This is a genomic window from Zobellia uliginosa, from assembly GCF_018860745.1.
GTDB lineage: Bacteria > Bacteroidota > Bacteroidia > Flavobacteriales > Flavobacteriaceae > Zobellia > Zobellia uliginosa_B.
In genome coordinates, this window is sequence record NZ_JAHKPY010000003.1 from 925,262 (window position 1) to 941,143 (window position 15,882).

The 15,882-nt window shown below is 34.6% G+C and carries 18 protein-coding genes; 8 read left to right on the forward strand and 10 right to left on the reverse strand.

All coding sequences use genetic code 11. From position 1 onward, the window contains the following. The first annotated feature begins 23 nt into the window (after positions 1-23). From KO521_RS07755 to KO521_RS07780, 6 genes are all read left to right on the forward strand, one after another. The gene (locus KO521_RS07755) at positions 24-1,619 is read left to right on the forward strand and encodes an N-6 DNA methylase (protein ID WP_215939323.1); all 1,596 of its coding nucleotides are present in this window, start codon (positions 24-26) and stop codon (positions 1,617-1,619) included. Then, entirely contained in the window at positions 1,619-3,067 is a 1,449-nt protein-coding gene (locus KO521_RS07760) for a hypothetical protein (protein ID WP_215939324.1), read from the forward strand. Before KO521_RS07755 ends, KO521_RS07760 begins: the two co-directional genes overlap by 1 nt. After that, entirely contained in the window at positions 3,067-4,701 is a 1,635-nt protein-coding gene (locus KO521_RS07765) for a restriction system-associated AAA family ATPase (RefSeq protein ID WP_215939325.1), read from the forward strand. Before KO521_RS07760 ends, KO521_RS07765 begins: the two co-directional genes overlap by 1 nt. A gap of 75 nt (positions 4,702-4,776) precedes the next feature. Beyond that, positions 4,777-5,724 (forward strand): hypothetical protein, encoded by a 948-nt coding sequence (locus tag KO521_RS07770; RefSeq protein WP_215939326.1) that lies wholly within the window; start codon positions 4,777-4,779, stop codon positions 5,722-5,724. Between the two features lie 420 nt (positions 5,725-6,144). Next, positions 6,145-6,405, forward strand: coding sequence for a type II toxin-antitoxin system Phd/YefM family antitoxin (locus KO521_RS07775; RefSeq protein WP_215939327.1), 261 nt, complete (start codon positions 6,145-6,147; stop codon positions 6,403-6,405). Then, a complete protein-coding gene (locus tag KO521_RS07780) occupies positions 6,396-6,653 on the forward strand; it encodes a Txe/YoeB family addiction module toxin (RefSeq protein ID WP_215939328.1) in 258 nt (85 codons plus the stop codon). Before KO521_RS07775 ends, KO521_RS07780 begins: the two co-directional genes overlap by 10 nt. Before the next feature lie 693 nt (positions 6,654-7,346). On the opposite strand, the gene KO521_RS07785 is transcribed toward KO521_RS07780, so the two are convergent. The 5 genes from KO521_RS07785 to KO521_RS07805 all read right to left on the reverse strand — a co-directional run bounded on the left by KO521_RS07785 (position 7,347) and on the right by KO521_RS07805 (position 9,785). Further along, positions 7,347-7,784: a hypothetical protein gene (locus KO521_RS07785; protein WP_215939329.1), complete on the reverse strand. Its 438-nt coding sequence runs from the start codon at positions 7,782-7,784 to the stop codon at positions 7,347-7,349. 123 nt (positions 7,785-7,907) lie between these two features. Further along, positions 7,908-8,102 (reverse strand): cold-shock protein, encoded by a 195-nt coding sequence (locus tag KO521_RS07790; protein ID WP_215939330.1) that lies wholly within the window; start codon positions 8,100-8,102, stop codon positions 7,908-7,910. A gap of 111 nt (positions 8,103-8,213) precedes the next feature. Next, a complete protein-coding gene (locus tag KO521_RS07795) occupies positions 8,214-8,552 on the reverse strand; it encodes a hypothetical protein (protein ID WP_215939331.1) in 339 nt (112 codons plus the stop codon). Between the two features lie 122 nt (positions 8,553-8,674). After that, entirely contained in the window at positions 8,675-9,028 is a 354-nt protein-coding gene (locus tag KO521_RS07800) for a hypothetical protein (protein ID WP_215939332.1), read from the reverse strand. Positions 9,029-9,458: 430 nt separating this feature from the next. Beyond that, complete coding sequence (locus KO521_RS07805; RefSeq protein WP_215939333.1) at positions 9,459-9,785, reverse strand: hypothetical protein; 327 nt, start codon at positions 9,783-9,785, stop codon at positions 9,459-9,461. A 149-nt stretch (positions 9,786-9,934) separates the two neighbouring features. On the opposite strand from KO521_RS07805, the gene KO521_RS07810 reads away from it, so the two are divergent. Continuing rightward, positions 9,935-10,450: a YceI family protein gene (locus tag KO521_RS07810; protein WP_215939334.1), complete on the forward strand. Its 516-nt coding sequence runs from the start codon at positions 9,935-9,937 to the stop codon at positions 10,448-10,450. Between the two features lie 150 nt (positions 10,451-10,600). Next, positions 10,601-11,566 (forward strand): TerC family protein, encoded by a 966-nt coding sequence (locus KO521_RS07815; protein ID WP_215939335.1) that lies wholly within the window; start codon positions 10,601-10,603, stop codon positions 11,564-11,566. 116 nt (positions 11,567-11,682) lie between these two features. On the opposite strand, the gene KO521_RS07820 is transcribed toward KO521_RS07815, so the two are convergent. From KO521_RS07820 to KO521_RS07840, 5 genes are all read right to left on the reverse strand, one after another. After that, positions 11,683-11,937, reverse strand: a complete 255-nt coding sequence (locus tag KO521_RS07820; protein WP_215939336.1) for a phosphopantetheine-binding protein — start codon at positions 11,935-11,937, stop codon at positions 11,683-11,685. 40 nt (positions 11,938-11,977) lie between these two features. Next, a complete protein-coding gene (locus KO521_RS07825; protein ID WP_215939337.1) occupies positions 11,978-13,252 on the reverse strand; it encodes a beta-ketoacyl-[acyl-carrier-protein] synthase family protein in 1,275 nt (424 codons plus the stop codon). After that, entirely contained in the window at positions 13,245-13,697 is a 453-nt protein-coding gene (locus tag KO521_RS07830; protein WP_215939338.1) for a 3-hydroxyacyl-ACP dehydratase FabZ family protein, read from the reverse strand. Before KO521_RS07830 ends, KO521_RS07825 begins: the two co-directional genes overlap by 8 nt. A gap of 324 nt (positions 13,698-14,021) precedes the next feature. Further along, on the reverse strand, positions 14,022-14,801 hold the full coding sequence (locus KO521_RS07835) for an SDR family oxidoreductase (protein WP_215939339.1): 780 nt from the start codon (positions 14,799-14,801) through the stop codon (positions 14,022-14,024). 25 nt (positions 14,802-14,826) lie between these two features. After that, positions 14,827-15,882 carry a type III polyketide synthase gene (locus tag KO521_RS07840; protein WP_215939340.1) on the reverse strand — a complete coding sequence of 352 codons (1,056 nt, stop codon included), beginning with the start codon at positions 15,880-15,882 and terminating at the stop codon, positions 14,827-14,829.

Consider the following 15,882-nt stretch of genomic DNA (forward strand, 5'->3'; position numbering starts at 1 on the left):
GAATCTATTCAAGATATAAAACAATGCTCAATCAAAATATAAAAAATAAAATTCAATCGTTGTGGGACAGACTGTGGGCAGGTGGTTTGTCAAACCCGATTTCGGCAATCGAACAAATTTCATATTTGCTTTTCATGAAAAGACTAGAGTCTTTCAACCCACAATCACCAAAGGAATATTGGTGGAGTTTTTATCATGAATTTGAAGATGAAGAGTTAGCCCTACATCTAAAGAATAAGGTTTTTGAATATATAAAAAATGATTTAGCAGAAGAGGGAGAGCCTTTCGCCAAAGCATTAGCAGATGCTTCATTTTATTTTAATAAAGACAAAGCAAGTTTGCTAAAAGATGCTATCATTCATATTGATGGAATATATGAAGAAATAGACGCTGAAATAAAAAACAAAAATCAGCATTTTCAAGATATACAAGGGGATGTTTATGAATATCTATTAAAACACACCAATGAAGCTGGCAAAAACGGACAATTCCGTACTCCCAGACATATTATCAATATGATGACTGAGATTTTAAAGCCCGATATTGATGGGAAGATATGTGATATAGCTTGTGGTTCAGGAGGATTTTTAGTTGGGGCTTATCAATATATTATAACAAAATACTCAAAAGAAATAACCAAGGATGATGACGGTTTATTTAAAGGCACAGATGCAAAAAAATTGTCTAAATCAAAGAAGGACAAACTTAAAGAGGATATATTTTATGGTTATGATGTAGACCAGACTATGGTTAGAATAGGTGTTATGAATATGATGATGCACGGAATCACGAAACCTAATATTGAGAATGTAGATTCTTTATCAATAAGATATGAAGAAGTAGAAGCTAAACGATTGGATCTACTATTAGACAAAAAAGATAATAAAACAATAACCAACCCGAAGTTACAAGGTCAATATAAATACATTCTAGCGAATCCACCTTTTACGGGTAAAATTAATAGCGTTGGTGTAAGCGAAAATATTGATAGAGTCTATCCTCCTAAATATGATAAGAACAAAAAAAGAATAAAACAAACTGTCCAGTCAGAACTCTTGTTTATTGATAGAATTATATATATGTTGGAAGTTGGAGGCAAAGCCGCGGTTATTGTTCCAGAAGGTGTTTTATTCAATTCGGGCGGTGCTTACAAAAAAACTCGAGAAATTTTGATGACCGACTGCGATTTAGAAGGAGTAATATCGCTACCAAGCGGGGTCTTCGAGCCATATACAGCGGTAAAAACTTCAATCCTAATTATTAAGAAGAGAAAATTTAAGAATGGATTTGACAAACCCCAGGCTATAAAAGTATGGTTTTATGGTATGGAATCCGACGGTTATTCGTTAGATAAGAATAGAAAAAGGCTAAAAAATGAACCTCTTCCTCTAGTAATTGATAGATGGAATAATAAAGAAAAACTTGAACAACACAATACAAAATTAGATTATTTTAATATCCCATATGAGGAAATAAAAGCAAATGGATTTGAATTAAATTTTAATCTATATAAAGAGTTTGTTTATAAAGCTCCAAAATTTAAATCAACTGAAATTATAATCAAAGAGCTTCATAAGCTTGAAAATGAAATTTCTAAAGGATTATCAGAATTAGTCTAATGATGAAGGTTAAACTTAAAAAATTAATAGAATCTACTATCTCTGGGGAATGGGGTGTTGAAGACACAACTGGAGATGGCGTAAATATAATAAGGGGTACGAACTTTGGAAGAGCAGGAAGAATAAATTACTCAAATCTTACAAAAAGGTTAATTCTCAAAAAAGACAAAGAAGGTAATTTCACAATAGACCATGACAAATTAGACTCTAAAAAATTATTAAACGAAGATATTATTATTGAAAAATCAGGAGGTGGGCCAAATACACCAGTCGGCAGGGTTGTATATTTTGAGGAGAAAGAAGATGGTGTCTTTTTAACGAATAACTTTACAACTCTTGTTAGAGCCAATAAAAAACTAGTTAATCCTAAATTCTTATTTTATCAATTTTCATATTTATATCTCATAGGTAAGGTTAAAAAATATCAAAATAAAACAGTTGGACTTTACAACCTTAAAATTAATAAATACTTAAATGAGGAAGTAACTTTACCTGAAGTAACAGAGCAATCAAAAGTTGTTGTGCAATTAAATAGAATTCAACATCTAATAGATTATAGAATTCAATCAATTGATTTATTAAATAGATATTTGGAGTCGTTATTTTTTGAGATGTTTGGAGACCCAGTCTTAAATGAAAAAAAATGGAATAAGGTAAAATTGAATGAAATAGGCGAAATCATAACTGGAAATACACCACCTAAAAAAAAACCTGAATATTACTCAAATAATGAGAAAGGAATTGATTGGATTAAAAGTGATAATATAAAAATCAATAATTTTTATAATACCAAAGCAAAAGAGAGACTCACGACAAAAGGAGAAACCGTTGGTAGGACAGTTCCAAAAAACTCCACTCTTATTATTTCTATTTCTGGTAGTAAAAATAGACTAGGCGATTGTTGTATGACAATTGACAAGGTTGCTTTCAATCAACAAATAAATGCATTTGTTCCATTAAAGAATAGTATATATCATTACTTTCTACTAAAAAATTCCAAGCATTCAATTCAAAATTTAGCTACAAATGCCTTAAAAAAACTAGTTTCCAAAACTACTTTAGAAAAAATGACCATAATTGATACGGATGATGAACTACAAATCAAATTTGAAGAGATTTTCTCATTTGTACAAACCCAAAAGAATAGATATCAAAAATCATTAGAACTGTTAGAAACTTTATTTCATTCTTTATTACATAAAACCTTCAGTAATGATTCAAAAATTGATGAAGATAAAATATTTGAAGATTTATTAAGAGGTTTTACCAACGAACAATTAAAAGAGAATGACAGACTCATATATATGATTAATTGGTTGAACAAGAATCAGTTTTCAAGTTTAGAAAATTATAATGTTGCAATAAAAAAGTTGTTCGATTTACTGGAACAAGGGGAAATCAAGCAATATTTGAGTAAAAACACTAAAATTAAAATCAAAAAGAGTTAATGAAATTATTAAGTCTTAAAATTAATGACTCCTTTAGTAGTCTTTTCGATGGTTTCGAATTAAATTTTCGAAATAATTTTGAGAATGTTGATTCCGAAGATTGGTCGCAATTTCATCCTTTTTGTTTTGTAGGACTGAATGGTAGTGGGAAATCCAATGTGCTTGAAGCATTAGCTAATATATTTTATCATATAGAAGGTTGTGTCAATGTAAATCAACCTGACAACTTCAAAGAATTTTTTTCAGTTAAAGAATCTTCACCAAATGCCTATGAATTAAAGTATTACATAACTCCCAAAACAGTTGATATTTATAGTATTGAAAAAATGGTTAAGGTTTCTATTTATAAACAAATTAATCAGGCACCCACAATGGAAATTGCTGAATATCCTTTTGATGGTGCTAGCTCTACTCAGATAATACCAATAATTGCAGATAAGGAAAAAAAAATCCCAGCTGGGGCAAAAATTTATCTACCTGATTTAATAATCGGATATTCTTCTGGGGAAAATGAAGTTCTCAGCATTCCATTCTTAAAAACGCGTCTTTTACACTTTGATGAATATGTAGAGGACTTAAAAAGAAATATTAAATATAACGAGCCGGAAAGTAATCTACTTTATATTGATTATGAGATGAGTCAGGCTGTTTTACTTTCCAATTTCATTTTTCAAGATGCAGATGTTTTAGAACCGCTTGACACAGAACTAGGTATTAAGGAAATAAAAAGATTCAGAATGAATCTAAATCATCATTTGATAGGGGAGCATCAAATACTAGCTCAATACAATGACAAAATTTCGGCTTTTAAAAATTGTGCTACTACTTATTTTGAAGATGAGGAAAACTTAACATTGGATTTTTGGATTACGGAAGTTTCAAAAAAGGCTTTCAAAAAAAACTTTAAGTCTATAATAGACCTATTTCAAGCTTTTCAAATATTATATACTTTAAATTATCGATCTGTAAATAATGATATTAAGTCAGAAGTTTATCAATCTAAAGGCTATTATACAGATGGAAAAATGGCAACTCCATCTCCACGCGAAAAGGTTTTCTATTTTTTAGATTTTTACATTGAAAAACAAATCAATGATAAAGGTGAAATCAAAAAATTATTACTCAAAAATTTATCAGATGGAGAACAACAATTTCTTCATACAATTGGAATTTGCCTAATGCTAAAAGGTAAAAGTGCTCTTTTATTATTGGACGAGCCAGAGACACATTTTAATCCTGATTGGAGATCTAAATTTATAAGTACACTTAAAACAAGTTTAGAAAAAAGTGGTAGTAATAATTTAAGAAGAGATATTTTGATAACCTCTCATTCTCCTTTTATTATATCTGATTGTTATCCAAATAAAGTAATAATTTTTGAAAGGGATAAAGAACCTAAAAAGGCAGAAGAATTACCAATTAATACTTATGGAACTTCGGTAAATCTATTAACTACAAGGATTTTTGGCAAGAAAGAAACTATTGGTAAATTCTCACTTGATAAGATTGATAAATTTAGAAAAGAATTTTATTCAGGTGGAAATCCGGATGAGATTAAAGCTAGACTAAATGAAGAGCTTGGAGATTCAATAGAAAAATTAATTTTTATAAAAGAAATGTTCTCAAAGCAATAGAAAATAATGGTTAGACCTTTCTTATATAAAAATCACGAAATTCATAAAGCTCAATCTTTTGTTAATTATGTATTTATGGAGGTGATTTTAAAGGCTCCAAAACTAGCCGATTCAATATTCTCATCAAATTTAGTTCTGGATAAGTATAAAAATTTGATAGATGGAGTAAATGTAAATTACATTAAAAATCCTTTAATTGAAATTTATTCAATTTGCAAAAAACTTGATAAGTCCTCTATAAAAACTTTAAAAAAAGCAGTTATAAATAATAATAGAATTAGAGAGCTTTGCAAAGGAGAAGTTGAACCTGTTTTGTATTCTGAAATTGAAATAATTGATAATACTCTTGCTCAACAAATAAAATATTTCTGTGATAACCTTTATGATGAAAGCATAAAGAAAGCTGCTTTTTATAATCAATTTGACAGCATCGATAATTACTATAATTTTCTTGTTGGTAAATCAGTTACTTGTAGATCATGTGGTAGGTCAACGGTATTAACAAAGTTTAATTCGCATAGGAGTGGTTTAGACCATTATTTACCAAGAAAGCACTATCCTTTTTCAGCAATTAATTTTAAAAACCTAATACCAATATGCGATATCTGTAATGAAAGTTATAAAAATCAAAAAGATCCCTTAATAATAGTTTTAAATAAAGGTAAATCCAATGAGCAAAAAATAAAAACTAAAGCATATTATCCTTTCAGCCGCTTTACTTTAGAAATAGTTATCAAATTAAACTTTCTAAAAAATTATGACTCTAATATCTGTCCTGAGGATATGGAAGTTTCATTTGAATGTGTAAATCATCAAGAAGAAGTTGATAATTGGGATAGATTATTTGGTATTGAAGAAAATTATAAAGCTGAATTCTGTTCGGATGAAATGTATAGCTATTACGAGGAAGTTCTAATGGCGACATCACGGGGTCTTGACTATCTAGATTTATTAAAACATCAAGAAAAATGGGCAGACAAAAGATTTCTTAAAATCCCTTTTCTTACTACGCTAAGTGCTTAATTTACATTAAAAAGGGTTTATACGGACCTAAGAGAATTTTGGTAAAACAATAGGCGAGGGGTGCGGCCATATTCTAGAGGGCTCACAATACGGTTTGTTGACCAATATAATGTTAAAGGCGGTTCAAAGGGGTCTTAAGAGTTGGACTGCTTTCTAGAATATAGCAACTGAGCCGTATATTGTTTCCGAAATTATCTGTCAGCCTTGATTTTTTTGTTTCTTTTTTTATCAAGAAAAAAAGAAAAGAACTCCTCTAGTATCAGCCTTTTAAGAAATAAAGGTTGAAGATAAAAGATGAATTCTAATAAATATTTGGATTTAAGTACAATATTACGTACATTTACACGTACATAGACTAATATAATGTCAAGGTTAAAACAAAAGCTAGCATCTAGCAGTTAAAACAATAAGGCAAAGGACATGGAAACAACGAATTATACAGAATTAAGGAAACAACTCAAGCACAAGCTAGATATAGTTTCCGAGGACAAGGAGACCGTTCTTATTCATCGGTCAGGACAAGAAGATGTTGTTATGATTTCTCTGTCGGAGTATAACAGTTGGATGGAAACCGAATATCTCCTTTCAACCGATGCCAACAAGGAAAGTTTAACTCGTTCATTGTCTGAAGCTGAGAATGGGAAGGTCGTTAAGAAAACGACTAAGAACTTATGGAAATAGTTTTAACGAGGGAAGCTGAAAAAGATTTAAAATACTGGAAAGAAACCAGTAATAGGGCTATTCAAAAAAGGATAACAAAGCTTTTGGAATCCGTTGTGGCAACCCCGTTTAGTGGGATAGGGAAACCAGAGGCCTTAAAACACAACCTATCTGGTTGCTACAGTAGGCGAATAAATATCGAACATCGCTTGGTATACAAGGTTGAGAAAGATAAAATAGTGGTCATTTCATTAAGATTTCACTATTAGATTTGAAGGCCACAGATGGAAACACAAAACAATAGGTTTTAAATTTCTATTTGACATAATGTTAGAAGCACCTAAAGAAAAACTTCAAACAAGACGAGAGGTTAGCAAGGGCTAAGAAATTTATTTTTCTTAAATTTTTAGCTGTTGCGGCAAGCTGACGAGACTGCTGTAGAAAAAAATCTTGCACACATTCCTCGAATACAAGAATTTTGAATATATCTAAAAGGCTAGCTTTTAAATGGCGTTGGCTATGCGGCTGGAGATTGTGTTTAAAATAAATTGCTAGAGCAATTTGATTTTAAAAAGCAATGAGCGCATAGGCAGCGGCTATTTTACATAACGGCAAATTATGGTACAAATGAAAATATGCGTCGCAGACACCGCTTAAAAAAGTTTGATGACCCTGTTGTGAGTTTTAATCAATTCTCAGAGGTTCAGGGATATTTTACATAATATAGAATTATAGCTTACAAACGTGAATTCCCCTATAATCTAGAATGTGTTCTTTTTGTACTATAATTTATATTATGTAAAATAGAATATTTAAGATCCCCTCTATTTAGATATAATTTCTTATCGGTCTGTTTCATTAGAATCACCCACAGCACAATTAAATAACTTCTGACCGATTTAAGAGAAACAAAAAAACCGCTCATTGCTGAACGGTTTCAATTTTCAAACTTTTAGTGATTTTTAGAACAGGCCTTTTGCCTTGTCCAGTAAACTACCAGCATCTCCGCCAACTAATCCGCTAAGGCTTTCTAAGTTAAAAGCAGAATCGCCCGCTTCTTTAGACAAAAACTTTTCTTTAAGACTGTCCACTAAATCTGGAGCTACATTACTTGCTTCAGTTTGAGCTTCTGCAGAACTCATACCTTTGCTTTCCAATATTTCGGCTAGCTTACCTTTTAAATTTTGAACAAGCCCACTGTCTTCAGTAGCATTTCCGTCATTAGAAAATAAACTGGTTACAGCACTTAAATCACCGGAGCTTACTTTTTCCAAAAGCCCGTCCATAAGTGATGATGCGCCTTCTTGAGCGGCTCCACTGGTTGCTTCTGCGTTTAAAGAGTTACCCCCCATTTTTTCTTGTAATTTCTGAATGGCTAATTCTTTTAGTTGATCTAACATAGTATTTAGTATTTATAGTTAATAATGGTGTTTCTTAGTTGTGAACCAGGGGTACTATTTCATATATTTTCCTGATTAGGCTCAAAAAAAAGCCCTTCATTGCTGAAGGGCGTTATCATTGATTTATTCTATAACTCTTACGTCTACTGCGTTTAGTCCTTTTTTACCTTGGGTTAGTTCGAATTCTACTTCATCGCCTTCGCGAATCTCATCTACTAATCCTGAAATGTGAACGAAATGTTCTTCGTTTGAACCTTCTTCTGTAATAAAACCGTAGCCTTTACTGTCATTGAAGAATTTTACTGTTCCTGTACTCATAATGTAATTGTAATTTTAATAATTACTTGAATAGTTGCAATTATAATGCCAGAAGTAGATAAGTTCTCTAATTTTAAAACCTCAAATATACGCTGGTTGAAATGAAATACTTTATACCTTTGAAATATAGCTATTTACATCGCTAACAAAATCATGGAACCTTTTTAAATAATCTAATGACAGTTTAAAACAGCTTTCCGCTGGGTCGGATTTTGTTCTTAATATTAAGCTTATCCTCTTGTTTTTTTCTAGTAATTGTTGAGCTACCGCTTTCAATTTGCCTAAATATACAAATTGCTGGTAGGTTTTAGGCTCGTAGCTATAAGAATTCAATTTAATGTACAGCTGTGTCAAATCCGTTAGGTTGCGTTCCAGTCTTTGTAGCTGTATTTCGCTTGTAAGAAATTTGTTTTCCTCCCTTACTACTGTTGTAACTAATGTAAGTTCCATAATAACCTATGCCTGCAGTGTTCTTTGATTTTCGGCGGCAAAGATACGCTACAGGCATAAAGTTAGATACTATAGTAAGTAGATTTAACCTAAGATTTACATTAGGCGTTTATTAAGGTTGACTACATCGTTGGAGATTGCCGTGCGGTACAAATATTTAGATACTCTTCTACCCCATCGTTCAATCTTCTGAACTCATTAAGGTGCCTTTTTGCGCGCTCTAAATGCGTGTGGACGGTTTTACGCGTGTCTTTTAACGAAGAAATAATTTCGCTATTAGAATGGCTCAAAGAGTCCATTTTACTACGTAAGGATTCTATTCTTTCATAAAGTGAATAGGTTTTAGGTTCAAAACGGTACGAATTGAGCTTCGTTCGCATTTGGACCAAATCTTTTTGATTTCGTTGAAGTCTTACAACAATGGCATTCTTGTCGGTTTCTTCTAAAGTTGATGAGTGGAGTTGAGTTGTTGTCATACGTACAGGATTTAGGGTTGTTGAGATACTCTAAGTTATATAAAAAATCTTACAAATATGCGCTTAACACTCATATAATCAGACTTTAACATTAAATTGATGATGTTTGCTATACTATGTCACAAGGGGTTTAGAGCAATTTTATACACAAGTTATTAACAGCTAATGACCTGATTGTAAATACCTAACGTAGGAATTTTCTTAAAAATTTATTTTGTTTTGATTCTAATCAACTGAAAATAAACTTTTTATAATTTCAGGGGGGCTTGATGAGATTCCAACGAAATTGGACTAGATAAATTGAAAAAAATAGGTGAAAGTGTTAATTTAATCGTCAAACGGCATGTTAGATATAATAATATCGCAAAAAAATACCCTCAAAAAAGCAAAATGCTCAATGAGGGTACTTTTAGTTTAGGTGGTCTGTTTATTATTCCTCGTCCTGGAATTCTATTTCCGCCATCGTTCTAGATAAGCGGTTAGAGAAAGGCTCTGTTATTAAATCTTCTAGTAAACGTTGTCTTTTTCTTTCTGAAATATCTAATGTATCCAATATTTCTCTTCTCCTTTTAATTTCGGCCAAATGCTCTTCTCTTAATTTGGTCCTATTTTCAAAAGTGGATATCTCTTCGGAATCAAAACGTTCCATTACCGTATACTTGGTAACTTCGGTTTGTTTTTCTTTAATTTCCTGAGCGGATAATCCGCATGTACCTACAAAAATGCAAGCAGCGATCATAAAAAGGGGGTTTTTCATAACTACTTCATATTAGTTCTGTTGCAAAGATACTACTTTAACAAAAGTGGTATCAATTTACATATCAGATTGCTATTAGAACGATAAATCCGTACCGATTATCGGCACTTTAAAAAAACTTATCTTTATAAAGATACAATTAGATCTTTATGAAATCAACTATTGCTTTATTTATAACTGTTATATTCTCCTGTGTTTCAACCTATGCCCAAGAAGAATCTACGATTACATCTGCCGAAATTACTTTCAATTTTGAATCAAAAGATGTAAATGGTAGTATTGCCGGATTCAATTCCGAATCAAAAATTAACCTTAATAATATAACGCAATCCAAATTTAAAGGTTCCGTATCCGCTGAAACACTTAAGACGGGTAACTTCCTTAGGGATTGGCATTTAAAGGGTAACAAGTATTTTAACGTAGATAAGTACCCAAAAATTGCCTTCGAAAGTACACAGGTTGTTGAAGGTAAAGATGGTTTCACTGTTATTGGAACGCTTACTTTAAAGGGCGTTTCCAAAACTATGTCCATTGATTTCATGAAAAAAGAATCTACCTTGGTAGGTGCCGCTACCCTATTTTCTTCTGATTTTGGCATTACTATTAAAGATGAAAAGGCTGACAATGAGGTGAGTATCACCATGACTCTAAAGCTCTCCCCATAAAAAGATTACATGCTCTAACCTTCTATTGAGCTGTTACATCTTGTGATTACAATGCTATACTAACGATTCAAATGAATCAAATCCTTTTGTAAATGCGTCTGAATCAACTCTAAAAATGGAGTATCTTTGCTGCCGTAAAATCGACTAATTATGTGGGTCTGGGTACTTTTTATTGCGCTGATTATTGTTTTTTTGGCTTTGGATTTAGGAGTGTTCAACAAAGATGAACATGTCATAAAAAGTAAGGAAGCTGCCATTTGGACCGGCATTTGGGTTACCGTGGCCCTATCTTTTAGTGGTGTTATTTATTGGCTTTTTTCCCAAGGCCTTGTAGAAAACCCAACAGGCCTGACACCTAACAACGCAGTACTCAAATATATTACAGGGTACCTTATAGAACTATCGCTTAGTATAGATAACGTTTTTGTCATTGCAGTTATATTCTCCGCTTTTAAGATTCCGGCACTTTACCAGCACCGAGTTTTATTTTGGGGTATTCTAGGTGCTATTGTTTTTCGTGGATTAATGATTTTCTTCGGCGTAGCGTTAATTACCAAGTTTGAGTGGATAATCTATGTCTTTGGTGTTTTTCTGCTCTGGACCGCTTTTAAAATGCTAAAAGGCGAGGACGAAGACTTTAATCCAAAAGACTCTTGGGTGTTTAAACAGATAAGAAAGGTTTATCCTATAACATCCAACATGCATGGTCATGATTTTTTTATAAAGAGACAGGGGCTTAACGCGGCCACTCCCCTCTTTGTGGCTCTGGTAATCATAGAACTTACGGACGTTTTATTTGCTTTGGACAGTATTCCTGCAATTCTTGCCATTACGGCAGACCCTTTTATTGTATTTAGCTCTAATATTCTGGCTATTTTAGGGTTGCGTTCAATGTACTTTCTTATCTCTAGAATGTTGCAGAAATTCCGCTTTATCAATTATAGCCTTGTAATTATATTGGCCTTTGTAGGGCTTAAAATGTTATTCTCGCATCAAGTGGAACTACCGGAATGGTTATCCCTTGTAGTAATATCATTGGCCTTGATTTCCGGTATTGCAGCCTCTTTGTTGATTCCTGAGAAAGAAACAAAAGAAAATTCAAATCAAGAAGACTAATTTTTTAATGCTGTGCAGGTGATGAAAAGCTTGTATCAATGAAAGCTGCCATTTGATAATAGTTTAAACTTTAAGAACGGTATAGCATGGTAAGTTAGTAGTTTAGCTTTTTTGTTTTATTTAGACTCAAGTTTGGCGTCTATAATGGCTAATGCATCCTTCACCGTTTGCATTTTATCCATATCCGCGTTCTCTAGCATGATGTCAAATTCATCTTCTACATCTAGGATGATGTCTACTAAATTTGCGGAATTAATATTAAGTTCACTTATAAAATTACTATCCTGTGTTATAGCATCAACAGAAACATCTTCGGGTAAGTATACCTTTATAATATCCTTTAACTTGTTGTACTTAGTCTCTTTATTCATAGTTCTTTAAGTCGATTATTTTCTGGTCGGCTAGAGCGAATCAATCTTTATACCGTTTAAAAATAGCACAAGCATTTACATCCCCAAAACCAAAGCTTGCTTTTGCAATGATTTCAGGTTGATGTGATATGGTTTTTTGTGGTATTCGCTCATCATTTATAATTTTTGTGATTTCCGGGTCAAGGTCTTCACAATTTATATTTCCAAACACCTGTAATTCTTTAAATTGAAGTACCGCAGCCACACATTCTATACTTCCCGCAGCGGACAAACAATGCCCAAAAAGACTTTTAAACGAATTGATATAGGGAAAATCGATTCCAGAGCGCTTCAGGGCAGTACTCCAGTTTCTAATTTCCAGCGCATCCTTTGCCGTGGCCGTTAAATGTCCGTTTATGACATCAATAGCATCATTGTCAATACCTGAATTTTGGACTGCCTGTGAAATACAGCGTTGTACCGCCTCACTATTTGGGGCGGTCATTGTACCTTCTCCACGTTGACCCCCGCTATTGATGGCCCCCCCCAAGACTTCCGCATATATACGAGCTCCACGTGCCATGGCACTTTGTAAGGATTCCAAAACCAAGGCCCCTGCCCCACTTCCCGGAACAAAACCTGAAGCAGATGCACTCATTGGTCTACTGGCCACTTCAGGATTATCATTATAATATCTAGGAAGAATGCGCATGGCATCAAAACCGGCCCAAACGTATGGTCCGCTATCGCTGCAACTACCAACAAGCATTCGTTCTGCATTTCCGTAAGCAATGCGTTCATAACCCATTAAAACCCCTTCCGTACCTGTGGTACAAGCAGAAGAATTAGTTGTAACCTGATTACCACATCCAAGAATGCCACCTAAATAAGCGCTAACCCCACTGGCCATAGTTTGAATAACCGTTGTACTTCCCAAGCGACGGACCTTCTTTTCATCCACTAAATGAATAGCCTCATGAAATTTATCTACTCCCAAAGTTCCAGAGCCAAAGAGAATGCCACTATCCCAATCCGGCTTATCCTTTTCTGCAATTGGTAATTGGGCATCTTTCCAAGCATCTATTCCTGCCATGACGCCATACATGATTCCGGTAGCAGAAAGCCCCCGCAGTTGTAAAGGTGTAAAATACCGGGCCAAAAGTTCATCTGTCAATTCAGGTTTTCCGGCAATCTGACAAACAAATTCAAGCGCTTTCAATTCGGACTGAAAACGAACGCCGCTTTTGCCGCTTTTCATGGCCAAGGTGAATGCATCAAGGCCAATTGCATTAGGTGCACAAACACCCATTCCTGTTATAACCACACGCCTACGCATTCGCATTTGTTTTAAACATCCCCGATATCTCTCCTTTACAAACCAATCCTCCAGCTGAATTATGCATTTTAACCTTACATTTCAATTTATTGAACCTAAAATAGACTTTCTCGGAGCTAACCGTCACCTTTTCATTCGGTTTTACTGGAAGCAAGAACTCCATATGCGTACTACTCATGCCAATCTGCATACCCTTTGATGTAAAATTTGCTGTTTCACCTAACAATTGCATACCCAAACACACCACGCCAATCTGCGCACAGCATTCAGTCAAAAGTACCCCTGGCGTTACAGGCAAGTCTTTAAAATGCCCTTTATAGAATGTAGCATCTTCCTTAAATAAATACGTACCTACTACCCCATCCGCATTGATTTCCTGTATTTCATCAACGAACAAAAATGGCTCATCGTAAGGTAATGCATCTATAATATCTGATTTCGTCATTCTTTTAAGCTATAACATGTTACTATTTAGAAAATCACCTAATACAATAAACACAAAGCATTGTAAGAGAAAATCCGAAGGCAAAGTCCTTATAAAACAACCCACAAAATCAGATTCATTCCCCATCCATTCTCTGAGCATAGCCTTTTCCAGTGTCCATCTGGAGCACAGCCCTTTTCCAGCACTCTACCTGAGAGCAGCCCTTTTCCGTACCCTTCCTGAGTGCAGAATTTTCCAGAACCCTCCCTGAGCGCATCATTTTCCAGAACCCTCCCTGAGCGCAGCATTTGCCAGAACCCTCCATGAGCGCAGTCGAAGGGAGGGTTAGCGCAAGCTCTCCCCGCCATCCACTTTAACAATGGTACCGGTAATCCACTTAGCCTCCTCCATACTCAATACATAAACGGCATTGGCCACATCTTCGGGTATGGTCAACCGATTATTTGGATTTCGTTCTAAAGCCCTTTGCTTTAGAACAGCACTATTGGGTATCATTGTAAATGCTTTGGTCTCGGTAGTCCCTGCTTGAATACAATTCGCTTTCAAACCTTTTGAAGCATATTCCAAGGCAATACTACGTGTTAATGCTTCCAAAGTAGCTTTGGCTGCCGATACAGCTGCATAGCCCTTCCATGCCTTATTGCTACCTTCACTAGTAAATGCTACTATACGACTATCATTTACAAATAAGTCCGCTTCGAACAATTCTTTTGTCCAATCGTAAAGGCTTAAAGCCATGGCGTTTAGAGTTATTTTTATGTCGTTTTGGTTTAAGGTGTTTTCTTTTTCCGAAACCATAGGTTTTAAACTTCCTTTAGCGATACTATGCACCAACATTTTGATTTTACCGGAATTGGATAAAGTCGATTTCAATCTATCGACCGTATCTTTTCTTTTGCTGGGATTTGTTGCATCAATATTATAGTTGACCAGCTTAACCCCTTTGGAAGTAATCTCTTTAAAATGGGAATTGATAGCTTCCAAATCAACCCTTCTATCTCTATGGACGATAGCAATATGATATCCGTGATGGGCCATTTTTTTAGCAGTGGCCAATCCTAGTCCGCTACTTCCACCAAGAATAAGTATCCATTGATTTTTCATATATCTTCACTCTTGTTAATCCCGTTTACCATTCCAACAATACCCGCTGAGCAGAGAAACCAGGGCCAAAACTTAAAATAAGTCCTTGTTCGCCCTCTTTTATATCTTTTTCTAAAAAGCGCTCCAAAACATATAGCACTGTTGCGCTGCTCATATTCCCGTATTGGCGTAATACTTCGCGCGTATCATCTATATTCTTACCCATTTTTCCAAAAAGGGCTTCAACTGTCTGAACTATTTTCTTGCCACCAGGATGAAAAATCAAGTGGTTTACGGACTCAATGGAAGTCCCATATTTTTCTAAAAACGGATGTACGATATCCGGAAAATGTTCAGCTATCGTTTCGGGCACGGTAATATCCAATATCATCTTAAGCCCGTGGTTAGTTAAATCAAAACCCATCATATGGGTAGCATCAGTAAAGTGATACATTTCACCACCCACAACCTTGGGGCCTACTGCATTTTCCTCAGAGGATAAGAGTACGCAAGCGGCGCCATCACCAAAAATAGCGGCACTTACCATATTGGCCATAGAAAAATCATGCAACTGAAACGTAGCCGTAGGGCTTTCAACCGCAATAACGGCAGCACGCTTTCCTGGATTTGATCTTAAGAAATTATGTGCATAGATCAAACCGGATACACCTGCCGCACAGCCCATTTCAGTAACCGGAAGCCGAACTACATCTTGCCGTAACCCCAAGTCATTTATCAAAAAAGCATCTAAAGAAGGAATCATGATGCCGGTGCAGCTTACCGTAATAATATAATCTAAAGAATCTGCCTGCCAATTGGTCTGATTTAAGGCTTTTTCTAAAACCTTTTTTCCTAGCTTTTTAACCTCACGTACATAAATCGTATTCTTATCCTGAAATGAAGTAGCAATAAAAACCTCTTCGGGTTTCATAATGCTATAGCGTTTATCTACAGCAGCACCTTCAAAAATCTTTATAACCTTGCGCCGGTAACGGTCTTCTTGGCCAGAGAGCCATAGATTTACAAACGGCAAAATTTCTTCGGTTGGTTTACAGTAGTCGGGCAATTGCTTGACCGTTTTCACTATTCTAACTTCATTCAT